Origin of the sequence: Domibacillus indicus (assembly GCF_023715895.1) — a bacterium.
Lineage (GTDB): Bacteria > Bacillota > Bacilli > Bacillales > Domibacillaceae > Domibacillus > Domibacillus indicus_A.
Genome location: NZ_JAMBOO010000008.1, coordinates 113,702 through 136,453, shown reverse-complemented (window position 1 = coordinate 136,453; position 22,752 = coordinate 113,702). Strand labels below are relative to the sequence as shown.

Genomic DNA, 22,752 nt, shown 5'->3' with positions numbered 1-22,752 from the left:
AACGACTGCGTAACCTCCGTCGCAAAAGCCTCAACTGCCATTGCCATCGTCGTAACCGTAACTGCAACCATTTAATATCATTACACCTCTTTTACAGAAAAATAGCAAAGAAATTATTATAAGATATGAACAGGGAAACGCACTGGACCAAGCATTTGTCCCGATTGATAATCTTTTTACGGAAAAGAGAATAATAAATTGCTTTGTTTCATTTGTACGGTAGGATTCTGGTCTCTGACGGACAGTCTTTGAAATATTTTTACGCTTCAGTTTAGTTCGACTTTTACCGGCATGCACTAAGGTCATCGGAAACTTTTTAGGCATGGAAATAACCGGCTTCTTGGCTTCCAATTATGTAATAAATCGTGTACATCAGTGTGTATTTCGCCGGAGCTTATTTTCATCTATTGTTCATGCCGGGGAAAACGCCCTTTTTGCTTTGTTTCGGTTTATTTTTTTTTGAACCAGCGCTTGTTAAGCCATTAACGGGAGAAGGTGTTTTTTGCGTGGGTAAATGTGTATGTGTGCTGTGAAATGAGCCTTGTTGCTGGAGCGGTTTGTAACCGGCGCTTTTCGCTGTATAGGGCAGCGGACTTGGAAACATATAATAAAAGCAAAAAATGGGCTGTTTGCTCGTATCAATAACCAGTTTCTGTTTGTGTTTTTTTGTTTTCAAAAGAAAAAAGGGATGTTTGTTATGGGACATATTCACCTGAATACATGAATATACTATAAATAGTGGGATAAACAAACTATAAAACCCACAAATTTTTTCTGTGAAAAGGCTTAACTTCAAAGGGGATGGGGTATAGAAAGGTATGAGAGAAAAGGAGGAGATGCGAAATGAAAAAACGGTTTTTATCTTTAGTTATTCTTCCGTTCCTGCTGTTTGGTGTTAGCATCCCGGCTCTTGCCTCTGAGGACGAATTAACAGGTACTCCTTATGAAATGCTCGAAAAAGAAGGCATTTCGTTAAAACATTATATTGTTACATTCAAATCCCCCAATATTGAAAAAGGCTACTATCGCGCCACTTCCAGCAACGGTGAAACCATTCGTTTTAAACAATCAGATGTAGAAATTGAATTAAAAGTGGGTGACCGTATCCGTACATACTGGGAAGACGGCGGCTTTAACATCGCAGAGTACGTGAAACCCGAAAAAGTAGTGTATACCGTTAAACGGGTATGGTACAAAAACGGAGAAATGAATTATGAAGGTGCAAGCGCTCAGTCAGGAGATATTCTTTTTACCGATGAAAATATATATGGCAGCGAAATCGTGCCTGGAGACAAAGTGGTGGCTGAATTTGACCAAATGTTTATCGACAACGGCTTAATCGGTGTTTATAAGAAAAAATAAAAAAACGGTCCGTATGGACGGTTTTTTTATTTTGCGCGCGTTTTTTTTGAGTGCTGAATATGCAGTTCATCGTATAAATTTAAAAGACGGTCTAATTCCTGGCTGTATTCAATCGCTAAAGGAGAGGTTAGTCCGTTTTCAAAAGCCACATTTAGTAGTTCAGTCCGCTTCGCTTCTATGGCGTCGAGCAGTATTTCTTTGTTCACGGCGGACAACCCTTTCCATTATTATCTAAGGTTTTACACTTTCTAGTATACCCAATCATTTACTTATTTTCAAAAAAATTTGTCGTTTTTGAACTTTTTTCTCCTCCTGCCCATGTTGCCGCACCGTCCCATACCGTTTCTGTTACAATGAAAAGGAAAGGGTGATCGATTCATGAGTGAGCTGAACGTGTTTTTAGCCTTCGGCGCGGGGTTTTTAAGCTTTATCTCGCCGTGCTGCCTGCCGCTGTATCCTGCCTTTTTATCGTATATTACCGGTATGAGCGTAAATGAATTAAAAAACGATAATGCCATGCTGCAAAGGAGAAGTATGCTGCATACCCTCTTTTTTTTGCTCGGCTTTTCTCTTGTGTTTGTTTTAATCGGCTTTGGCTCTTCTTTTATCGGCCAATTCTTAAAAGAGTGGGATGACCTTATTCGTCAGCTTGGCGCCATTTTTATTATCTTTTTTGGCCTGGTGGTTACCGGTTTTTTGCAGCCAGGGTTTATGATGTCTGAGAAGAAAGTGACTTTTAAAAATCGGCCTGTTGGATATGCTGGCTCTTCTCTTATTGGCCTTGCGTTTGGAGCGGGCTGGACGCCGTGCACGGGCCCCATTCTGCTTGCGGTTATTTATATGGCGGGAACAAACCCGGACTCTGCTATGTTGTATATGGTATCTTATGCGCTTGGTTTTGCCATTCCTTTTTTTGTTCTTTCTTTTTTTATCGGACGAATGAAATGGATCCGTTTACACAGTGCTAAGATTGTAAAAATCGGCGGTTATGTTATGATAGGAATGGGGATTATTCTCTTTTTTGACTGGATGACACAGATCATTATGATCCTCACGCCGCTGTTTGGCGGATTTACCGGTTTTTAATTTGTATTAAAGGGATGATCAAGATGGATTGGATGGTTGCCATATCGTCTTTAGCAGCTGTCATGATGGGGCTGGGTGCTTTATTTGTTCGTATGAAAGCAGCGAAGAAACCGACTTCAGCCCGAAAAATTATTATGCCTCCGCTTTTTATGAGTACCGGCGCTTTGATGTTTGTATTTCCAATGTTTCGGGTTACACCTCTTGAATTGCTGGAAGCAGCCGCGGTAGGGTGTTTGTTTTCTTTATTGCTCATTAAAACATCCAATTTTGAAATACGCGGTCATGACATTTACTTAAAACGTTCTAAAGCTTTTCCGATTATTTTAATGTCACTGCTTGTGATCCGGATTATTGGAAAGCTTGTACTGTCGACAACGATTGATATAGGCCAGCTGGGCGGCATGTTTTTTATTTTGGCGTTTGCGATGATTTTGCCGTGGCGCATGGCGATGTACAAAAAATATATCACGCTGAAGCGGCAGCTGCCCGATCAGCCTATACCCATAACCTAAAAAACAGCCTTGACAAGGCTGTTTTTTTTTATTCAAACAAATGCTGATAGGGAGCAATATCGATATTCATTTCATGAAGTTTCTTGCGCAAAAACTTATGGTCTCTTTTCGGTGTAGCCATAATGTAGCCGCGGATAATTAAGTCGGCCGAAACATGGCGGGCCCGCTCTTTTAAAGCGAGTTCTCCGATTTTACCGGCAATTTTGTGGCGGGCAACATCCCGAAACAGCTCAGGTACAGGAGAAACCAATTCTTCGAGCATGTTTTTTTCAGCTGTTCCCCATAGTTTCCGTGTTTTATCAACGTAATACTCTTCCCAGTCCATGTCAGAACGGCCATCCTGCTTCGGCATTCGTTTTAAAAACTTGCGAAACATAAAAAAGCCACCGATGGCAAACAAGCCGACAAGGATCACTGTCCAGGCAACGATAAAGTAAGAAAACCAGCCTTCCAGCATGCCGCAACCCCCATTACATGATTTTCTTTTACTCTATTATAGCAAACAAGAAACCGCTTGTTCATTCTTTTCAAGAACTTGTTCATCTGCTATGATCGGAACATACATACGTAGTAGGAGGAAACCGAAATGAAATTTATTCATACCGCTGACTGGCATCTCGGAAAAATGGTGCACGGCGTATCGATGATCGAGGATCAGCGTTTTATGCTGCAGGAGCTGATTCGGCTGCTGGAGCAGGAGCAGCCGGATGCCCTGGTGATCGCGGGAGATTTGTATGACCGGTCGGTTCCGCCGGCTTCGGCGGTTAATTTGCTGAATGAAACGCTTTTTACGATTAACGTAGAAATGAATATACCGATCGTCGCCATTTCGGGCAACCACGATAGTGCAGACCGGCTGGCATTCGGTTCAACGTGGTTTCGGCAAAACCGCTTTTACCTGGCTGGAAAAATAGAGAAAAACATGTTCTGCCCGGTTATTGAAGGTGTTCATTTCCATTGCCTTCCCTATGCGGAGCCGGGTGTAGTTCGGTATTTATACGAAGACGATACGATTCGCACCCACCATGATGCGATGAAAGTCTTAACCGGGCGTTTAAGCGAAACAATGGATCGGGACGGCATTCATGTGGCGGTGGGCCATGCGTTTGTCACAGGAGGAGAAACAAGTGATTCCGAGCGGATTTTATCAGTCGGCGGAACAGGAAATGTCGGTGCTGAGCTGTTTGCTCCTTTTCACTATACGGCGCTTGGCCATCTGCACAATCCGGCGGCTATCCACCACCAGACGGTTCAATATGCAGGGTCACTGCTGAAATATTCGTTTTCAGAAGCGTCTCATACGAAAAGTGTCTCCATCGTGGAAATAAACGAAGAAAAGAAGCTTTCGATTACCAAAAAAGCACTGGCACCTATGCGCGATATGAAAATCGTTAATGGTTTTTTTGATGAATTGATGGAAGGAGAGGCTTCAGAGGACTATATCAAGGTACGGTTAAGGGATGAAGGAGCGCTTATTGATCCGATGGCCAAGCTAAAGCATAAATTCCCTCATATTCTCCACCTTGAAAAAGCAGCTGTTTCCCCTCTGTCATTTGAATCTTCTGTTTCTATGAGGGAAAAGCAAAGCGAGCTCGATTTGTTTGCAGAATTTTACGAAGCGATGACGGGGCTCGGTTTTTCAGAAGAGAAAAAAACGTATATGACTTCAATATTAGAAGAAGCGAAACAGGAGGAAAACGGATTATGAAGCCTGTGACACTGACAATGACTGCTTTTGGTCCGTATGCAGGCCGGCAGGTGATTGATTTTTCGGCGCTCGAAAACCGAAAAATGTTTGTGATTTCCGGCAAAACGGGATCAGGAAAAACAACGATATTTGACGCCATCAGCTTTGCGATGTATGGCAAGCCAAGCGGAGATCACCGAAGCGCTTCAGAAATGCGAAGCCAATTTGCAGACCCAAAACAGCTGACAGAAGTATCGCTTTTATTTGAGTTAAAAGGACGGACGTTTTTGATCCGCCGGACCCCTCAGCAGGAAAAGCCAAAAGCGCGTGGAGGCGGTATGACAACAGCGGGAGCTACCGCTGAGCTGTATGAAAAAAAAGCGGACGGCACAGAAGTGCTCCTTGCTTCGAATGTACGGGATACGGATGAAAAAATAAATGAGCTAGTCGGCCTTGAAGCCAATCAGTTCAGGCAGATTTTAATGATTCCGCAGGGGGAATTTCAAAAGCTGTTAATGGCCGGCAGCCAGGAAAAAGAGAAAATTTTGCAGAAGCTGTTTCAAACTTCTTTTTATAAACGGGTAGAAGATATTTTAAAAGAAAAGTCCGATGCATTAAAAAAAGAAGCAGGCCGGGCTGCTGACCAGCAAATGGCCCTTTTAAAAAGTCTGCCTGCATACTCAAGCACGATGCGCGCGCTGCTCGAAGCTGAGCTGATTCAAAGAAAAGCAGTGTTTGATCAGCTTGAGCTCGATCTTCTAGAAATGGACAAGCAGTTTAAAAGCTTTCAGGAAAAAGTGCAGCATTTAAGCGAACGCCGTGATTTTTTGCTGGGAGAACGAGAGCGGGGGCTGTCTCGAAATGCCCAATTTGATCGTTTAGGGCAGGCCCGGCTGGAACAAAAAGAACTTGATGAACAAAAAGAAGGTATGGAGAGATGCCGCCGGAAAATAGACGGAGCCGAGCGGGCAGACAAGCTGCAATCCTATGAAATGATGGAAAAGCGGGCCCGCCAGGCTGTGCACACTGCCGAAGTAAGAAAAAGTGAGGCGGAAGCGGAGATGCAGAACACACGGCAGCTGCTTGAAGAAGCGGAAGAACGGCTGAACGCAGAAGAGAGCCGCCGTCCTGAACGGGATGAATGTACAAAAGAGCTTCAGCATCTTCAGTCGATAAAAGAAGCGGTTTATGCCTATCAAGATGCCGTAGAAAAAGCTGGAGAGACAGAGGGGCGCCTGAAGGAAACAAAACAAGCCGCTGCCGAATTCATCCGGAAAAACGAAGAGCTGGATGCAGCTCGGAAAAAGATGGAAGCGTCTCTGCAAGCTTTCGATTCTTCAAAAGAAATATACTTGGAATCGGGCTATCAGATTGAGAGATTAACCGCGTTGATTGAACAATTTCAGGAGTTAGCCAATACCGAAAAAGAAATGGGCGACCTTCAAGAAAGAGAAGAAGCAGCCCAAATCGAAGTGCAGAAAGCAGCCTCAGCCGCGGCTGAAGCCATTAAAGAACTGGACCATAAAAGAGAAGAGTGGCACAGAAGCCAGGCAGCGATGCTGGCCCGCGAACTAAAGGAAGGCGAACCATGCTCCGTATGCGGCTCTATTCATCATCCTAACCCGGCTGCAGGAGGAGAAGCGACGCTTGAGGAGCAGGCATTGAAGAAAGCGGAGCAGCAAGCAGACCGTCTCAGCCAGGAAAACCGGCAGGCGGAACAGAAGTGGATGGAATCCCGTTTTGCATTAGGGCATGCAGCAGAAAACATGGACAAGCTAAAAGCAAAGCTTCCATCTGACTTTGGAGTAGAAGAAGCGATAGAGCGATTGAAAGAAGCCGCACAAACACGCAGCCAAGCTGCCCAGGATCTTCAGCAAAAGCAGGAACTGGAAGGGCAGCTGGATGAGCTGAAAAAACTAAAGCAACAGCTTGAAGCCGAATTAGAACAAACGAGACAGCGGGAAATGGCGGATCATACGGCTTTTATTCAAGCACAGAGTACACGGCAGCAGCTTGAACAATCGGTTCCTGAGGCGATGCGCAACAGCGGTTACTTTGCCAGAGAGCTTGAGCGTATAGAGCAAAGGGCAGCCGTTTTAGAGCGCCGCTATGAAGAGGCAGCAGAAGATGTTCAGCACACCCGTACAGCTATGCAGGCAGCCCTGTCTGTTTTGGAGGAACGCCGGCAAACGCTTCAGGAAGCAGAAAGGGACTATTATGAAGTAAGAGAGGCTTTTGAGCAAAAGCGACAGCAGGCTGGTTTTCAGTCCGCCGAACAATATGAGGAAGCGAAGAAATGGCTCGAATCCCTTGCAGAAATGAAAGAAACGGTCCGGCAGTTCGAACAAAAAGAACGCGAGCTTACTTTGCTGATTGAGGAGCTGCAAACCATTCTTCAAGGATATGAGCGGGCAGACATCAGCAAGCTTGAAGAAGAGATTGGAGCGTTAAATGAAGAAGCTGTTCAATGGGCAAATGAGGCTTCTGCCGTCGCTGCTTGTGCAAAAGAATCTCGGCGTATCCGCCAGTCGGTTGAAGAGATAGCGGCACGGATGGCGAAGGCTGAAGAAGCGTACCGTCTTTCTGGCCATTTGTTTGAAGTAACGCACGGAAAAAATGACCTGAAGGTAACGTTTGAACGATATGTACTGGCATCGTTTTTGGAAGATATTTTAACCGCAGCCAACACGAGGCTTTCAGCGATGACAAATGGCCGTTTTTTACTGGAGCGTTTAACCGAGCGGTCAAAAGGAAATGCACAAAGCGGCCTGGATCTTCTCGTGTTTGACCAATATACGGGTGCCAGCCGGCATGTGAAAACACTGTCTGGGGGAGAAAGCTTTAAAGCGGCGCTTGCCCTTGCGCTCGGACTGGCGGAAGTAGTCCAAAACCATGCAGGCGGCGTATCGCTTGAAACGATGTTTGTGGACGAAGGATTCGGCACGCTTGATCCGGAATCGCTGGACCAGGCCATTGAAACGTTAATGGATATACAAGCGGACGGCCGCCTGGTCGGTATTATCTCCCACGTGCCAGAGCTGAAAGAGCGGATTGATGCTCGTCTGGAGGTAGGCCAGTCCGATATCGGAAGCAAAGCCGCATTTGTTTTTACAGGAGAAAGCTGAAAACGTTCATAAAGTATTCAAGATCAGCCGCAGCAGCACATTGAGAAATAAGAAGGTTTCCTCTACGATAAAAGGATAAAAGGTGCTTGGAGGGAGTTATGTGAAAATAGTTCAGTCCGTTTTTATTATGGCCGCTGCTGTTTTATTGCTTGGTGCATGCGGCCGTCAGTTTGAAGGCAACATGGATGTGGAAGTCCAAGACTTTACCTACACCAATCAAAATGGTGAACAAGTTGGTTTGGCTGATTTGAAGGGGAAAGTGTGGCTCGCCAATTTTATTTTCACAAACTGTACGACGGTTTGCCCGCCCATGACAAGAAATATGAGCGAGCTGCAGGACCGCTTGAACGAGGAAGGTGTTCAAAACTATGAAATTGTGTCGTTCAGCATCGACCCGGCCCGGGATACACCGCAGGCGTTGAAGAGCTATATTTCACATTACGAAGCGGATGAATCGAACTGGAACCTTTTAACAGGGTATGAAGAGGAAGAGATAAGCGCATTTGCAGAGAAAAGCTTTCAAGCCATTGCGCTGCCAGATCCGAAATCAGACCAGTTCATTCATGGAACAAGCTTTTACTTGGTCGATGAAAAAGGAATTGTTGTAAAAAGCTATCCAGGAAATAAACAGGACGGGGAAGAAGTGCCGTTTGACGAAATGGTCCAGGATGTAAAATCGCTTTCCAAACAGTAAACAAACATCAAAAACTCCGGATTTGGATCCGGAGTTTTTGATTTTAAAAAAAGTATTTTCTAAGATTTACAAAAATTTAATTTTTGTGATATTGAAATGTAATGTCTATCTCGGTAAAATGAACATACAGATAATATCTGAATACGCTAATTAAGGGGTGAATCAGTATGAATTATGGATTGTACAAATTTGGCTCAACAAACAATGTTAAGTGTGAATGTGGTTGGGAAGGACAACGGGCGGAGCTTCGCAGCGCTATGGTTGTACTTGAAAAAACAAAGTGCGGGTCCATTTTTGATGCCGAAGATGTATATATTTGCCCGAAATGCGGCGCAAGAAAGTATTAAGTTCCTCTTATTGTCCAGATCCTCTTCGATTTCCAGCCTGTTTTTATTGCTCTCCTTTATCAACAATAGTCACATACTTCAGCAGGTTCCAGGCACTGGGGCACGCTCCCCGCTGGGCACACCTTAGACAACACTTTTGAAAACCCTTGATCATCAAGGGTTTTTTTCGTTGCGAATAAAACAGCCAGCCCGCAGTTGGCTGTTTTAAAGATGTTTTTTCCGATTCTCCTTCTGGAGAGGCAGCCGCTGTTCTTTTAGCCTCCGCTGCTTGTTTTAAAACGTCCACATGCAGGTGTGAGGTGTTTCATTCAAATGCAATCCATCTGCCCGGTCCAATTGCAACCTCTACGCCGCCCTACATAACGCCAAGGAATTTTCCGTTCTCATTATACGATAATATACGGAAAAATTGGGAAGAATTTAATAGGAAAGGAATGAAACTATGTTATTCGCTGTGCAGCTTGATGAACAGCCGGCCGGAAAGCAAAAGCCTGAACCCGCCATTTTCAAAGCTGAACAAACGACCCTGCTTAAGGAGAGCTTGCTTCAATCCAAATTAGGATTTAGATTCCAGTTTATCTTCCATGAATGTCAGGGCAGCGTTTGAGCCAGGTGATTCGCCGTAGTAAGTGATGATAAACGTATGAACTGTTCACCAGCTGTACCCGTTCCAGAACTTCATTCACCTTCACTGCCAATGATCTTTTGTGCTTCTTAGCTCCTGCCATTTTGAATCGTGCTGCATTTTTCTGCAGTGCTCTGTACGTCAAGAATGAGCACCTTCTCCGAGGCCGGGTTGTGTTTTGGTCACACCACCTTGAAACATGAAGTGCTTTGCCGAACGATGTATCTGCTGAGGTCCGGTTTATACATAACTGTATGGAGGCCTGTGTCTGTTTTGACCACCCGTCATAGGTTATGCTTTCCTTAATTTGGCCGGTGTACCTTTTCAATTTCACCTCAATAAATACGATATTGGTCTTTTGAACTACCACCCACTTACCTGACGGTTGAAGTGAGGGATTCCTGGGCAAGAGGATCTTCGAACCCCAGTAATCAGGCTAACCCCGTATTCCAACGGTTTTATGACCAAGCTTAACTAGACTGAAGTAAAAGAAGCCGAAGGGCTTCTCTTTTGATGTTCAGGCTTGCATTCAGATCCCTGTTGTGACGAACGCCGCAGGAAGGACACTCCCACACCCGGACAGCGAGATTTTTTACATCCTTATGCTGATGCCCGCACCTTGAGCAGAGCTGGCTTGATGGGAAGAACGGATCGACTTTTATGATCGTCCGTCCGTACCACTTCGCTTTGTAAGCGAGCATTTCGTTGAATCTTGACCATGACGCATTGTGAATCCCCTTGCTTAGTTTTTTGTTTTGGACGAGATTCTGCACTGACAAATTCTCCACTGCGATCACTTGGTTTTCATGAACGAGCCTGGTCGTCAGCTTGTGAAGAAAATCTTCTCTTGTGTGTTTGATTTTTTCGTGCAGTTTAGCAATCTGGGCTTTATTTTTTCCCCACGATTTCGAACCTTCTTTTTTACGTGCAAACGCACGCTGAAGAAAGACTAATCGCTTTTCGTATTTTTGATAGTATTTCGGGTTGGCAATGGATTCACCATTGGAGAGCACGGCAAACTCTTTTAATCCCAGGTCAATGCCAACGGCATCGTTGGTGCTTGGTTTGTACGGGGAATAAGGCATCTCGCAAATGACTGAAATAGAATACCGGCCGGTACTGCTGCGGCGCACGGTGACACGTTTAATGTCGCCTTGGATGTTTCGGGACTTGGAAAAACGAATCCAGCCGAGTTTCGGCAGCTGAATGTGGTTGTCTATCATTTTAATATTGTTGTTTGTCATTTTGGTCGTATAGCTCTGAATCGGGTTTTTCTTGCTTTTGAATGTCGGATGGCCCTTAAATTCATACGCCGTTGGCGTATAGCCTTCTGCACATTTTTTAGCGGCTCGTTTTTTTAATTCTTTTTTCGGCTGTTCCTTATATTTTTTGAATCCTTCGTACTGATATTCGATGCTTGCCTGAAGAGCAATACTGTCAGGACCAGACAACCATTTAAATGTTTCTTTTAGCCCAGGGAGAAGCTTTTTGGCAGCTGTTTCTGTATACCGTTTTTTTGTTTTTTCGAAACTCTTGATGTTTTCATTTAATATATAATTGTAGACAAACCGGCAGCAGCCGATCGTTTGGTTAATCAGTTGTTTTTGCTCGTCACTTGGATGGATTTTAAACCGAAAGGCTTTAAAATGAAGGTTCTTTTTTCATCTGTTTTGGTTTTCATCATTTTCCCCACAACAGAACGTTTGTTCTATACCTAATTATACCATTTTAGCAATAGTGCGTTCAAGGAAAAAGAATGACTGAAAGAGCAGCGATTCATCCCCCACTTAGCAAGGCTTGAAGTGGGGGTGTTCTCGCCGAAAATGATAAACTAGCTTTTGTAAATTTTACCGCTGCTTAAGTTATCCGGAACAATAAAGCAAAACTGAAAAACTGTTCCGGTGGGTAAGGATTAGTGTTCTGTTTTTTATCACATCAAAAACTAGGGAATAGTAAAGAGAAGTAAACGAGTCGATTAAAAGAGAGGGAGGTCTGAAGGGTGAAACCAATTAAGGACCATTTAAAAGAAAATCTTGATATTCTTTTTGTCGGCTTCAATCCCAGTGTCCGCTCCGGAGAAACGGGGCATCATTTTGCGAATCCGAATAACCGCTTTTGGAAAATTCTTTTTGAAGCGGGATTAACCTCTAGAAAATTTACAGCAATCGAGGACAGCCAATTAGTAGAGTTAGGGTACGGATTGACAAATATTGTGGCGAGGCCAACGAAAACGGCTGATGAAATTACAAAAGAAGAGTATCAAGAGGGCAGGGTTTTATTAAAGAAAAAAATAGAACATTATCGGCCTAAAATTGTTTGTTTTGTCGGCAAAGGGGTTTATCAGGAATATAGCGGCAGGAAGCAGGTTGCATGGGGCCCCCAGCCTGTTTCCGTCGTTCCAGGCACCCTGGACTTTGTGGCGCCTTCTTCCAGTGGTCTGGTAAGGATGAAAATAGAGGAAATCGTCAGTATTTACAAGCAGCTCCTGCCGCTTGTTTCTTCCCTCGTAAAAGGAGAGGGCCGGCGGGAATAGCCGGCTCCCTCTGACGGCTATTTCAGGAAGCTTCTCGACATAGATACTGTTTAAGCTCCCGTTTGATCAAAACTGGAGTTGTACTGTTGATGTGACCGACTCCGTCTATTTCGGGAACACGTGGTTCATTGATTGTACATAATAGGTATAAAAAAGCCTGTGTAATTAAAGCTATGACGGTTAATATAATATAAGGATTTTGTCGTTATTTAAAGAAAGTACTGTGATGTTATGGACGGAGTTGTATGGGAGAATGAAAAGTTACGTTGCACTAATTGAAAAAACGCTTATACATAACGTGAAAATGAAAAGTAAAAATCCTTTTGAACCCATTAAGGTTCTTTACACACCAAAAGAGTGGGAGTGTCTTGGTGTCGGTAACTATGCTGCTGTTTTTCTGCATCATTCAAATAAAGATTGGGTTGTAAAAATCTACGCCAGAAACTTGGAAGGATTAGAAAAAGAAGCGGAAGTTTATCAAAGATTGGGGCACCATCCTGCTTATTCTCAATTAGTCTATAAGGGAGAGAACTTCCTTGTATTAAAGCGGCTAAAAGGGATTACCTTATACAATGCAGTTACAAAAGGAGTTAGGATACCGGAACAAGTGATCATAGACATCAATCAAGCATTGGATTATGCTCGAAGTCAAGGGCTGACACCTGTAGATGTGCATGGGAAAAATGTGATGATGAATGACGGAAAGGGATATATTGTAGATATATCTGATTTCTACAAAGAGAAGGAAGATGAAAAATGGAATGATATCGTCAAAGCTTATTATAAGTTTTACCGGAAGACTTTATATAAATTCCCGGTTAAGATTCCATTATTTGTTTTAGATTTAGTAAGGCATTCTTATAGGATCTATACGTATATTAGAAAGAAATATAAAAAGAAGTCGTTTCATTGAACAATGCTTTTAGTTTTGTTATAAATTTTCCCACAAAAAAGCTATCCTACATTTCTATATTTATTCAGATGTTAAATCTAAAATGGCACCTGATACTATTTTACGCAATGCAAATGAGAGTCTAAAGAATGTATGAAAAACAAAAAGTATAAACCAAATTATGGGATCTAGGAAGCGGTTTGGTTAGGCAAATGAACAAATTTTTGTTGGATCTGTTCGGTCATATGCTTTAGAAATTAGTGAAGAGAAACTAGACCGCATTGTCGATGAAAGAGGTCGCCAATGGGCCAAATTAGAAGAAAATGAAAAAACTCTTTCATGATAGAAACAACCAGCTGCTTTTTTGAAGTGGCTTTTTTTATGTTTAAGGCAGTCATTTTACAACAAAGAACGAACTATTTTATCAAAAAAATTCGTCACTGGATGCTTTTCTTTCTATTACAGACTTTCCAAGCGGGAAAGCCCACTTCTTCAGAGGTGGGATAAGAGCAAGATCGAACCGAGCATGTCTTTTGACACGTCAAAGGTTCGAATTTTTTTGTTTTTTCAATCTTAGTATTTGTGTATAGAACACCCATTTGGTATGCTTGTTCTATAAAAGTAAATTGGGAGGTGTACTCAAAAGTGGAAACTATTTCATTGCGGTTAGAGTTGATGAAACCAACGGAAACAAAGAAACAGATGTATCAAAAAATGACCGAATTAAACACTTCTTTTTCAAACTGGCTGATAAGTTATGAAGAACTGTCTAAAGCAACGTCTAAGGTCTACAAGCTTTTTTCTCAAGAAAAACTACCTTCGGCAATAGTGAATCAAACCATCCGTGAAGTGAAATCCAAGAAAAAGAATCAAAAAGTAAAAACATTTCGCCGTTTTTGGTGCGGTTTTAACAATCAAAACCTCGCTATCGAAAAGGAAAACGGTTTATATAAGCTGTCTTTCCCTACGTTAGAAAAGAGAATCGGTGTGCCGGTTATCGCAGAAGTGTATCAGCAGCACTGGCTGGATAAAATTCTTTCCGGGCAGGCAAAACAAGGAGCCGCTGAGCTGTATGAGAAAAAAGGCAAATGGTATATCTCGCTTTCTATTTCGTTTGAGCCAAAACGAGCTGCTGCTTCTTCAAAAGTGATGGGCATCGATGTAGGGCTGAACTATTTAGCTGTTGCCTCGGTGGGTACGAAAACGCTCTTCTTTCGCGGAAGCGAGGCTGCTTTCATTCGAAGAACATTTTCTTCAAGAAGAAAAAAGGTAGGAAAGCTAAAGCTTCTCTCCGTTATTAAAAAATCCAAAAACAAAGAATCACAGTGGATGAAAAATCTAAATCATAAAATTAGCCGGCAAATCGTGAATTTTGCTGCAGAGAACGGTGTTCACTGCATTCGAATGGAAGATTTGACGGGTATTCGCTACAAAGCAAAATCAAAAAAAGAAGCTGGAAGAAATCTGCACTCCTGGGCACATTATCAGCTTCAGCAGTTTATTGAATACAAAGCCAAAATGGCGGGGATTGAAGTTGAATATGTGAATCCACATCATACCTCTCAAACATGTAAATGTGGCCATGTAGACAAAAAGAATCGAAAAAGACACACGTTTGTGTGTGTCAAATGTCAGTATAAACTTCACGCTGATGCGAATGCGGCCATTAATATTTCGAAAGCCATCAGCGGCCTTTCAAAAAAGAAAAACAAGCAAGCAGCTTAACCTAGTCCTGTGGTAACAGCAGGACCGCCTGTAAGGTACATGTATGCCGAGGGCATACATAACGAAGCAGGATGGGCTGATGACACCGCCCTTAACTGAAGGCGAGTTCTAAACAGAAATGGACAGTGAACGGTTTCGCACTTCAGAATCCCACCCGTTTCACCGCAAGGTGAAGGGCTTGCGGCTTCAGCCGTGGGAGTGTCAACTAGTATAGTAACCATGGAGTTTACTAAAAAGTGTAGCAAGGAGACAATCGTACATGGTAAAACTGGTTTCATGGAACGTGAATGGCATAAGAGCTTGTGTAAAAAAGGGATTTTTGGATTATTTCAATGAGGTAAGCGCTGATATATTTTGCCTCCAAGAAACGAAGCTGCAGGAAGGTCAAATCAACCTTGCCCTGGAAAGCTATCATCAATACTGGAATTATGCAGAGAAAAAAGGATATTCCGGCACAGCCGTTTTCACTAAAATACCGCCTCTTTCGGTGAGATACGGGATTGGTGCGAATGAACAAGAACCCGAAGGCAGAGTCATTACCCTCGAGTTTGACAAATTTTTTCTAGTCAATGTTTACACGCCCAATTCGAAGAGAGATCTTTCCCGTCTCGATTATCGTTTAATCTGGGAAGAGGAAGTGCGCGATTACTTAATCCAACTGGATCGTGTAAAACCGGTTGTTTATTGTGGAGACTTGAATGTTGCGCACCGAGAGATTGACTTAAAAAACGCTAAGTCCAACAAGGGGAACTCAGGCTTTACAGAAGAGGAGCGGGGTAAGATGACTGCATTGCTGGAAGCGGGCTTTATCGACAGTTTCAGGTATTTTTATCCTGACAGAGAAGGCGCCTATACATGGTGGTCTTATATGAATAAGGTAAGAGAAAGAAACATCGGCTGGAGGATCGATTATTTTATTGTCTCCGAACGAATGGCCGAATCTCTGTTAAAAGCAGAAATCCATGCTGGTGTTATGGGGAGCGATCATTGTCCAGTTACATTGGAAATGAAACATTGATGCGGCAGTATGTGTATGTATCATGGGTAGACTTGGAATGTCGAATAGGTAAGCTGTGCGCCGGAAAACCGGGCAATCAAAAGAGTCAGCTGTTTAAAGTTGAAAAATGGACAAAAGAAAAGGACAAGCTTGCGGTCTCGCACAAGAACAAGCTTACTATTATGGTATTTTAGTGGAGGGAACCTTTTGAAGTGGGTATTTAAAAAGAATAAGAAACCTATTTTATTTTTAATGATTGTATTATGGTTTATTGCTGGCTTACTCGATATTAAATACGAGGGGCTGTTCTTTCAGCTATTACCCGATTTTATTCAATCATATTTAGCTGGTGTTTTCTGAACAAGGGCTTTTTTATATCACTTATTAACCATACATTTGAGCTGGTAAATTGGACAGGAAGAAAATGAAGAAAAGTGTTCATCGAGGGTTGATACAAAGACATTCCGAGGTTAAGAAGAAGATAGCCTATGCTCAGCACACTTGTACATCACCAAGAGGGTGAATCATACAGATCCATATACTCACATAGACAACCCCTTGAGCTGTAGAGCTTTTCCGTAAGCAGCGTTGTCGTGTCGGTCAAAACTGCCAGCCCAGCGGTATGTACAGCGGATGTGGGGCTGGGCATTGAAACACCGAGGAGTATTTTTAACGGAGTATTGCATGACTGTAAATTGGTTAAGCTATGTATATGTAAAATTCGCTCAAAGCAGCTCATTGATGAAGAAAGGTAACGCAATGGAGGTTCAAACAAGATGTACTTTTCTTTAATGGTATTAATAGTTCCTTGGATTATTGGAATCATACATCTTCATTCAAAAAATAAAAAAATAATTCCATTGATCGGACCTTTTACATCAGTTATTGCCTATCTTATCAATGAGTTTTGGATTTATTTTAGTTTTGGCGAGATATATCCTTTTTCCGTACAGAAAACCTTGCCAGTACTTCCGTTTAATATAGGCATATACCCTATAATAGGGTGCTATTTGATTTTTTTTATAATGAAAAAGGAACATCCATATTTGCTTATTTTTTTCACTGCATTATGTATGACCCTGCTTGAATGTATATTAGTTTTTACGGGTCTTGTTATATATAGGAACGGCTGGAACATTTTGTGGACTTATGTGTCTTACTTATCTGCTTTGGCTTCTATCTATTGGTTTTATCTTTATCTTAAAAAGTTAAAAGTAATGGAATGACAGCTGCGAACTGAACCTGCCCATTTCTTAGGTCAGTAGAAGAAGCCAGATTCACCATTAAGATTGGACATTATCCAATTCAAATCATTCACGTTGAAGCATATACATCTACCAGGCATCAGAGCCTGCTTTTCCGGTTTTTTTTACAATTAATCAGGCGGCGATTATAATAAATATAGCCTATTGCACCGGAGGATGAATATGTCAAACGAGAAAACACATTATTTTGCCCACGAGTATGAATCAATTGAAATGCTGGCAGACCGAATCAGTGAAGCACTTCTTTGCCCGATTACGATTGAAGATGCCAACCACCAGATTATTGCCTACAGCCGACACGAAGGAGAAATTGATCCCGTTCGAATTGCCACCATTATGAGACGAAGAGTACCCGAGCACGTGATAAACAGCCTATGGAAAAGCGGGGCGATCCCGACTCTTTTTGAAACAGAGGAACCTGTTGTGATTCCTGCAATTGGACAAGTTTCTCTCGGCGAGCGGGTGGCCATTTCAGTACGAAAACAGGATAAAGTGATCGGCTTTATCTGGGCCCAGTCAGGTGCTCATTTTTCAGATGAACAGATGGCGATTTTAAAGGAAGCGGCAAAAGCGGTAAGAAACCAGCTTTTGCAGCATGAAAAAAGAAAGCGTGCAGCGGAAGAAAGCCATCAGGAGTTTTTTTGGAAGCTTTTGACCGGGCATTTCGCCACGCGCAATGAAGTGGAACAGGCCAATAAAGCATACGGCCTTTCCTTGACCGGCAGTTTGCTGGTGATTCTGTTTGATTTCGGTCGTACCATTGACCGTACCCTGGAGCGGCAAATCGATTACCTGACCGAAACCCTGCAACAGCTGGCCAGTATTGCCAGAACCTATGACGGGGAGCAGCTGGTTCTGCTGATCCGGTTTAAAGAACCCGCTGATTTAGAAACGGTCAGCTCCTATATTACTGATTTTACGGCTAAATCAGCGGAACGGCTTGGCCTTTCGCCGGTCGGGGCAGCAGGAACAGCTGTACAAAACCCGCTGCATGTACAGGAAAGCTATCAGGAAGCGCTACGTGTATTAAAAATGAAACAGATTTTTTCAACCATTACACTGCCCCATTGTTTTGACCAGCTCGGTATTTTTCAATCAATTGAACAGTTTCGTTCCATCCGCCTTGGCAAAAAAAATGCGGTCATTGAAGCGCTTGAAGAATACGACAAAACACATAATGCGAATATGATTGAATCGCTTTATATGTTTTTAGCCCATGACGGCAATATAAACGAAGCGGCGAGTGTGATGCATGTGCATCCCAATACGCTTGCTTACCGGATGAAGCGCATCAGTGAAATTACCGGGTTTAACAGCAAAGATATGAGCGGAAAAACGCTGCTTTATATTGATTTGCTTATCCGGCAGATGAATCATTCTCTCAATTAATCGGCAGAGGCCTGAACGAGGTCAGAACGGATCGAATCAGGTGTGCCGATGACAATTTTCGGTGATTTAGCAGGATCCAGCCATTTCATTAAAACCAGTAAATGCGATTCGCTCAGCGCCAGGCATCCGGCTGTTGGCGTCGATCCTGTCCGCCAGCGGTGAATAAAAATGGCGCTGCCTGCGTTTTTGACGATCGGGTTTTCATTGTAGCGAATGACGATCGCGTGTTTGTATAATTCATGGTTTAATCGCTCGAATGATTTCCAGCGGGCAGCAGGATCACCCCGGTAATAAATCCATTTGTTATAGTCTGGTGAGTGGGGGTCATCAATCCAATAATGAAACCGGTTTGTGACTGTGTAGCTGCTCCGGACACCTGCTGGTTTTTGGGCATAGCCGAACATTCGGCCAATGTCATAAAAGCCGGTAGGGGTGGCGCCGTTTCCTTCTTGTTTGGAGAAGGATAAGCCATTTTTTCCGGTAACTGCCGGAGAAATCCGTTTTAACTGCCAGTGGCGCCCTGTTTTCTCGTAAAGGCGGATCGTTGCTGTGATCGATTTTGTACTTCCTTCTGCAATGATGACCTGTTTGCTGTTTTTCACATGAGCCAGTGCAGATAAATAAGGGTCTGAAGCCGCCTTTGAAGGCAGGGGAACGATCACAGCAGCCAGAAGTATACATAAACCGGCTGTGAGAATCTTACGCAACTTGATAACCTCCTTGTTTCTTTTATTGTATGAAAAAACGGAGCAGACGGACCGTTCCGTCTGCTCCGTGCTTTTATTTTAATCCAGTATTGGCTTTAACGGCTACTTCCGCATATTTGCGCGCATCTGCTTTAGCCGAAACGATTGATCCAATATAGCCTGCGATAAAGCCGGCCGGCACAGAAATGATCGCCGGATTTGTTAACGGGAATAGAGCGGTTCCTGTTAAAATGGCTGTGCCTTCAGGGCTCCAAATATTCGGGCTTAACGCAACCAGTACAAGGGCGGTCACAAGACCTGTAATCATAGAGCTCAGCGCACCGGCTGTATTAAATCTCTTCCAGTAAATTGTGTAAATAATAACAGGAAGGTTTGCGCTTGCGGCAATACAAAAGGCGAGCGAGACAAGAAACGCTACGTTCATCGTCTGGGCACCAAGAGCTAAAATAATTGAAAAAACGGAAACGCCGATTGAAGCAAAACGGGCTGCATTCATTTGCTCTTTTTCGGTGACATTTCCTTTTTTAATAATCTGTCCGTAAATATCGTGGGCAAAAGCAGATGCACCGGATAGTACGAGGCCGGCTACAACAGCTAAAATCGTTGCAAAAGCAACCGCAGATACAAAGGACATTAACAGATCGCCGCCCAGCGCCTGGGCGAGAAGAGGTGCAGCCATATTACCGGCTGCATTGGCTGCCACAATTTTTTCAGAGCCTACAAAAGCAGCGGCGCCAAAGCCAAGGAAAATCGTTAAAATATAAAAGATTCCAACAATCCAGGTAGCATAAACAACGGAACTGCGCGCTGTTTGGGCATCTTTCACGGTGAAAAAGCGCATTAGAATATGTGGCAGGCCAGCCGTTCCAAACACAAGGGCAATCATCATGGACATCGTATCCAGCCCATTTGTGTATTTTACGCCTGGATTCAAGTATGCTTCACCCGCGGGCGTAAGGGATTTCATATCGGTAAACATTTTCATAATATTAAAATCAAACTTTAATAAAACAAGAAACGAAATCAAAACCGTACCGATCATCAGAAGAACCGCTTTGATGATTTGCACCCAGCTGGTAGCCGCCATACCGCCCCAAAGCACGTATGTGGTCATCATAATGCCGACAAGCAAAACAGCCACCCAGTAATCAATGCCAAGCAAAAGCTGAATTAATGCACCTGCTCCAACAAGCTGGGCAATCATATAAAAAAGAACAATGGTTAAAGTAGAAATGGCCGCAGCTCCGCGAATTTTCTGCTGATTAAAACGGGCTGTAATCATATCGGCAAGGGTGTATTTGCCTAAGTTGCGAAGCGGTTCAGCTACAATATACAGGACAACGAGATACGCGACCAGATAGCCGATACTGTAAAAAAAGCCATCAAAGCCATTTAAGGCGATGGCACCGGCAATACCAAGAAATGAAGCAGCCGATAAGTAATCACCTGCAATGGCAATGCCATTCTGCCAGCCGGTCAGCCCGCCCCCAGCCGTGTAAAACTCACTGGCGGAGTTTGTCCGCTTGGAAGCCAGATACGTCACATACAGAGTCAGGCCCACAATGGCAACGAAGAAAAAAAGCCCTACCATACTCACGGGCGGTCACTTCCTTTCGTATCGTTGTGACGGTTTACAATGCTCTCTGCATCGGCATCAAATCCGTTCGCTTTTTTAACATACACCATACAAAGCGTCCAGGTCATAATAAACTGTGCCAGAGCCAGTACCCATACCCATGAGATGTCGCCAACCGCCGGTTTGTTCAGTACGGTTGAAAAAGAAGTTAAAAGGGGCAATGAAAAATAAAACAGTAAGAAAAAGATGGTAACGGGCAGTAAAAACTTGTTTTTCTTGCGGATCAGTGACTTGAATTCCGGACTGGCCGCAATTTTCTCATAATCGTAGTTTTTTTGCGGCTGTAAAACGCGTTCTACTTTCTGTTCCATAAAAGCCCTCCCCTAGGCCGTTTTCAATTCTGGAATCGCTTACAAATCAGAATTGTATCTTTATTCTAAAAAAATGGCAGACAATTAGCAACTATAAAAAGGAAAAAAGATATACTTTTAAAACAACGAGCGCGATAAGAAAGAAAGGGTTTCATTTTCTTTCCATACTTTTTTCGTGTAAAATCAGAAAAAAAGGAGTAAATGGAGCGGATCAACATGACAGAGTTAAAGCCGATCGACAAAGCGGTAGCAAATGTGACAGGTCCGAAGCTTCGGATGATTCACGCGATTTTGCATTCTATGCAGGCAAAAGAACTGCTGGCATTAAAAGCAAAAAGCCGTTTTTCTAAAGAAGAAACTGCTCCTTATTTTGGAGCCATTGCAGCTGAAATAAAAAAAAGAAATGAGATTCCGGATCAAGTACTTCAGCTTGATGTGTTTCTGGCATTAGCCAAGCTGCTGAAACTGCCGGCTGCACGCTTAAATGAAAGAGAAAAAGTAACCGCGCGCAGTGCGGAAATTGAGAATAAATGGTTTGAAAGAAGAGCGAAAAAAAATAAAGCGGTGGAAGCACAATTTGAAGCTTCTTTTATTTCCAGCAAGCTTGAATTTATACTTCATTACGAATATGTCCAGTTGTTTGAGCGCTTTTTAAAAAATGAAAAAGCGGAAGAAGGGAAAGAGTCTTTTCAAGCAAATATCCGCCGTTATTGGGAAGAACTTCCGGATTTTAAAAAAGTGCAGATTTTCGAGCATTTACATATACACCGCAATGCTTCTTTTGAAGAGATCAAGCAGGGGATCGGCATAGGACCGCTCCTATTCGAAATGGGCATTCGCTCTGGTTTATTCATGTATGGCGAGATCCTTTCTCCGATTCAAAAGGAAGTGCCGCCGGGCTTTCCAAAAGAAATGTGGATTCTTCACCCGGATGCCCTATTTACAACGGAAGCAGCGCTGAAAACATTGTTTTCGGGAAGCTGGCTGCTGCCTGCGGCGATGCTGATTTTGTATACATCAGATGAAAGCGCTCAAGCAAATGATGAATCGGTTCTGTCATCAGAATGGGTTACAAGAGAGTCTGCTTATTTGCTGCTGTTCAGGCAGATTAATGAGTTGAAGCTTGAGCAGCAAAAAGAAGAAAAGCATATTTTGCACATTCAGCAGGAGCTGGCTTTGGCTGAAAGCTCAGAAAAAAGAGCTGAAGCCGTTTACCAAAACTTAAGAGAGCGGCTTATAGTACTTTTGAAAACCGATGCCGCCCGCCCTTTTCTTGGAGATGTGAGCATATCTAATACACGGCTTAGAGAAAAGTTGATTCGGGTAACAGAAAAAATAGATACAAATAGGGAAAAAAGAGGTGTTTTATCTGCTGCCGGCGCTTGGTTGTCAAACACGTACTGGCAGACCGAAAAAAACACGCTCGAGAAAAAGCTGCAAGCATCCTATGAGAAAATGGCAGACGAAGTGATGGAAAAGTATCCATACTATGAAGCAGATTTGATTGCGGAGCTGACAACAGCACGCGCAACGGCAAACGGCTGGCAGTTTGAAAGCAGCCGTCTTCGAAAAGCGGAAGCAGAAGCTTCAAAATCGCTGGCGGACTTGAAAAACGAAGAATTAAAGCTTCGGGAAAAAGCAGCAGAAGCCGCAGCTAAAACGCCGGGGCTTAAACAGCTTGATGCAGGCGACATGCTTTCAGGAAGTTCCATTACTTGATAGAACGTTCTCCTGGCCGCTCGCTCATGACAATGCAGCGGAGAAATGAAATGATCATTCCGTTTGGTGGAAGAAAGGCTGCAGGAATAAGGAAAATAGATGGGTGTCTTCTGAACTTATAAAGAAAAACAAATCTCTCT

19 protein-coding genes and 1 pseudogene are annotated in these 22,752 nt (G+C 43.2%); 14 read left to right on the top strand and 6 right to left on the bottom strand.

The genetic code is table 11. From position 1 onward, the window contains the following. The first annotated feature begins 843 nt into the window (after positions 1-843). Positions 844-1,362, top strand: a complete 519-nt coding sequence (locus M3221_RS14120; RefSeq protein WP_251272395.1) for a hypothetical protein — start codon at positions 844-846, stop codon at positions 1,360-1,362. Positions 1,363-1,388: 26 nt separating this feature from the next. On the opposite strand, the gene M3221_RS14115 is transcribed toward M3221_RS14120, so the two are convergent. After that, positions 1,389-1,568 carry a Spo0E family sporulation regulatory protein-aspartic acid phosphatase gene (locus M3221_RS14115; protein WP_251272394.1) on the bottom strand — a complete coding sequence of 60 codons (180 nt, stop codon included), beginning with the start codon at positions 1,566-1,568 and terminating at the stop codon, positions 1,389-1,391. 172 nt (positions 1,569-1,740) lie between these two features. Between M3221_RS14115 and M3221_RS14110 the strand changes: the two genes are divergently transcribed. After that, positions 1,741-2,448 carry a cytochrome c biogenesis CcdA family protein gene (locus M3221_RS14110; RefSeq protein ID WP_251272393.1) on the top strand — a complete coding sequence of 236 codons (708 nt, stop codon included), beginning with the start codon at positions 1,741-1,743 and terminating at the stop codon, positions 2,446-2,448. A 23-nt stretch (positions 2,449-2,471) separates the two neighbouring features. Further along, entirely contained in the window at positions 2,472-2,960 is a 489-nt protein-coding gene (locus M3221_RS14105; RefSeq protein ID WP_251272392.1) for a CcdC family protein, read from the top strand. Between the two features lie 28 nt (positions 2,961-2,988). Here the strand turns inward: M3221_RS14105 and M3221_RS14100 are convergent, their stop codons facing one another. Then, entirely contained in the window at positions 2,989-3,417 is a 429-nt protein-coding gene (locus M3221_RS14100) for a DUF2621 domain-containing protein (protein WP_251272391.1), read from the bottom strand. 129 nt (positions 3,418-3,546) lie between these two features. Between M3221_RS14100 and M3221_RS14095 the strand changes: the two genes are divergently transcribed. The 4 genes from M3221_RS14095 to M3221_RS14080 all read left to right on the top strand — a co-directional run bounded on the left by M3221_RS14095 (position 3,547) and on the right by M3221_RS14080 (position 8,813). Beyond that, positions 3,547-4,668, top strand: coding sequence for an exonuclease SbcCD subunit D (locus M3221_RS14095; RefSeq protein WP_251272390.1), 1,122 nt, complete (start codon positions 3,547-3,549; stop codon positions 4,666-4,668). Continuing rightward, positions 4,665-7,772, top strand: coding sequence for an AAA family ATPase (locus M3221_RS14090; RefSeq protein WP_251272389.1), 3,108 nt, complete (start codon positions 4,665-4,667; stop codon positions 7,770-7,772). The genes M3221_RS14095 and M3221_RS14090 overlap by 4 nt, the downstream gene beginning before the upstream one ends. Before the next feature lie 100 nt (positions 7,773-7,872). Further along, positions 7,873-8,466 carry an SCO family protein gene (locus M3221_RS14085; protein WP_251272388.1) on the top strand — a complete coding sequence of 198 codons (594 nt, stop codon included), beginning with the start codon at positions 7,873-7,875 and terminating at the stop codon, positions 8,464-8,466. Positions 8,467-8,633: 167 nt separating this feature from the next. Then, the gene (locus M3221_RS14080) at positions 8,634-8,813 is read left to right on the top strand and encodes a hypothetical protein (protein ID WP_251272387.1); all 180 of its coding nucleotides are present in this window, start codon (positions 8,634-8,636) and stop codon (positions 8,811-8,813) included. 1,095 nt (positions 8,814-9,908) lie between these two features. On the opposite strand, the pseudogene tnpB reads toward M3221_RS14080, so the two are convergent. Beyond that, positions 9,909-11,069 (bottom strand): annotated as a pseudogene (gene tnpB / locus M3221_RS14075) (IS200/IS605 family element RNA-guided endonuclease TnpB); the annotation flags it as partial. A gap of 368 nt (positions 11,070-11,437) precedes the next feature. Between tnpB and M3221_RS14070 the strand changes: the two are divergent. From M3221_RS14070 to M3221_RS14045, 6 genes are all read left to right on the top strand, one after another. Then, positions 11,438-11,971 (top strand): mismatch-specific DNA-glycosylase, encoded by a 534-nt coding sequence (locus M3221_RS14070; protein WP_251272386.1) that lies wholly within the window; start codon positions 11,438-11,440, stop codon positions 11,969-11,971. A 253-nt stretch (positions 11,972-12,224) separates the two neighbouring features. Beyond that, positions 12,225-12,884, top strand: coding sequence for a serine/threonine protein kinase (locus M3221_RS14065; protein WP_251272385.1), 660 nt, complete (start codon positions 12,225-12,227; stop codon positions 12,882-12,884). A 624-nt stretch (positions 12,885-13,508) separates the two neighbouring features. After that, positions 13,509-14,588, top strand: coding sequence for an RNA-guided endonuclease InsQ/TnpB family protein (locus M3221_RS14060; protein WP_251272384.1), 1,080 nt, complete (start codon positions 13,509-13,511; stop codon positions 14,586-14,588). Between the two features lie 259 nt (positions 14,589-14,847). Then, positions 14,848-15,606 carry an exodeoxyribonuclease III gene (locus tag M3221_RS14055; protein WP_251272383.1) on the top strand — a complete coding sequence of 253 codons (759 nt, stop codon included), beginning with the start codon at positions 14,848-14,850 and terminating at the stop codon, positions 15,604-15,606. A 186-nt stretch (positions 15,607-15,792) separates the two neighbouring features. Further along, the gene (locus tag M3221_RS14050; RefSeq protein ID WP_251272382.1) at positions 15,793-15,945 is read left to right on the top strand and encodes a hypothetical protein; all 153 of its coding nucleotides are present in this window, start codon (positions 15,793-15,795) and stop codon (positions 15,943-15,945) included. A 1,067-nt stretch (positions 15,946-17,012) separates the two neighbouring features. Next, positions 17,013-18,239: a PucR family transcriptional regulator gene (locus tag M3221_RS14045; protein ID WP_251272381.1), complete on the top strand. Its 1,227-nt coding sequence runs from the start codon at positions 17,013-17,015 to the stop codon at positions 18,237-18,239. On the opposite strand, the gene M3221_RS14040 is transcribed toward M3221_RS14045, so the two are convergent. From M3221_RS14040 to M3221_RS14030, 3 genes are all read right to left on the bottom strand, one after another. Continuing rightward, positions 18,236-18,946: a L,D-transpeptidase family protein gene (locus M3221_RS14040; protein WP_251272380.1), complete on the bottom strand. Its 711-nt coding sequence runs from the start codon at positions 18,944-18,946 to the stop codon at positions 18,236-18,238. The two genes, M3221_RS14045 and M3221_RS14040, sit on opposite strands and share 4 nt — an antisense overlap. 73 nt (positions 18,947-19,019) lie before the next feature. Next, positions 19,020-20,537 carry a solute symporter family protein gene (locus M3221_RS14035; RefSeq protein ID WP_285880569.1) on the bottom strand — a complete coding sequence of 506 codons (1,518 nt, stop codon included), beginning with the start codon at positions 20,535-20,537 and terminating at the stop codon, positions 19,020-19,022. 2 nt (positions 20,538-20,539) lie between these two features. Further along, a complete protein-coding gene (locus M3221_RS14030) occupies positions 20,540-20,893 on the bottom strand; it encodes a DUF485 domain-containing protein (protein WP_242232993.1) in 354 nt (117 codons plus the stop codon). A gap of 216 nt (positions 20,894-21,109) precedes the next feature. Between M3221_RS14030 and M3221_RS14025 the strand changes: the two genes are divergently transcribed. Next, entirely contained in the window at positions 21,110-22,612 is a 1,503-nt protein-coding gene (locus tag M3221_RS14025; protein WP_251272378.1) for a hypothetical protein, read from the top strand. Positions 22,613-22,752: the final 140 nt, after the last annotated feature.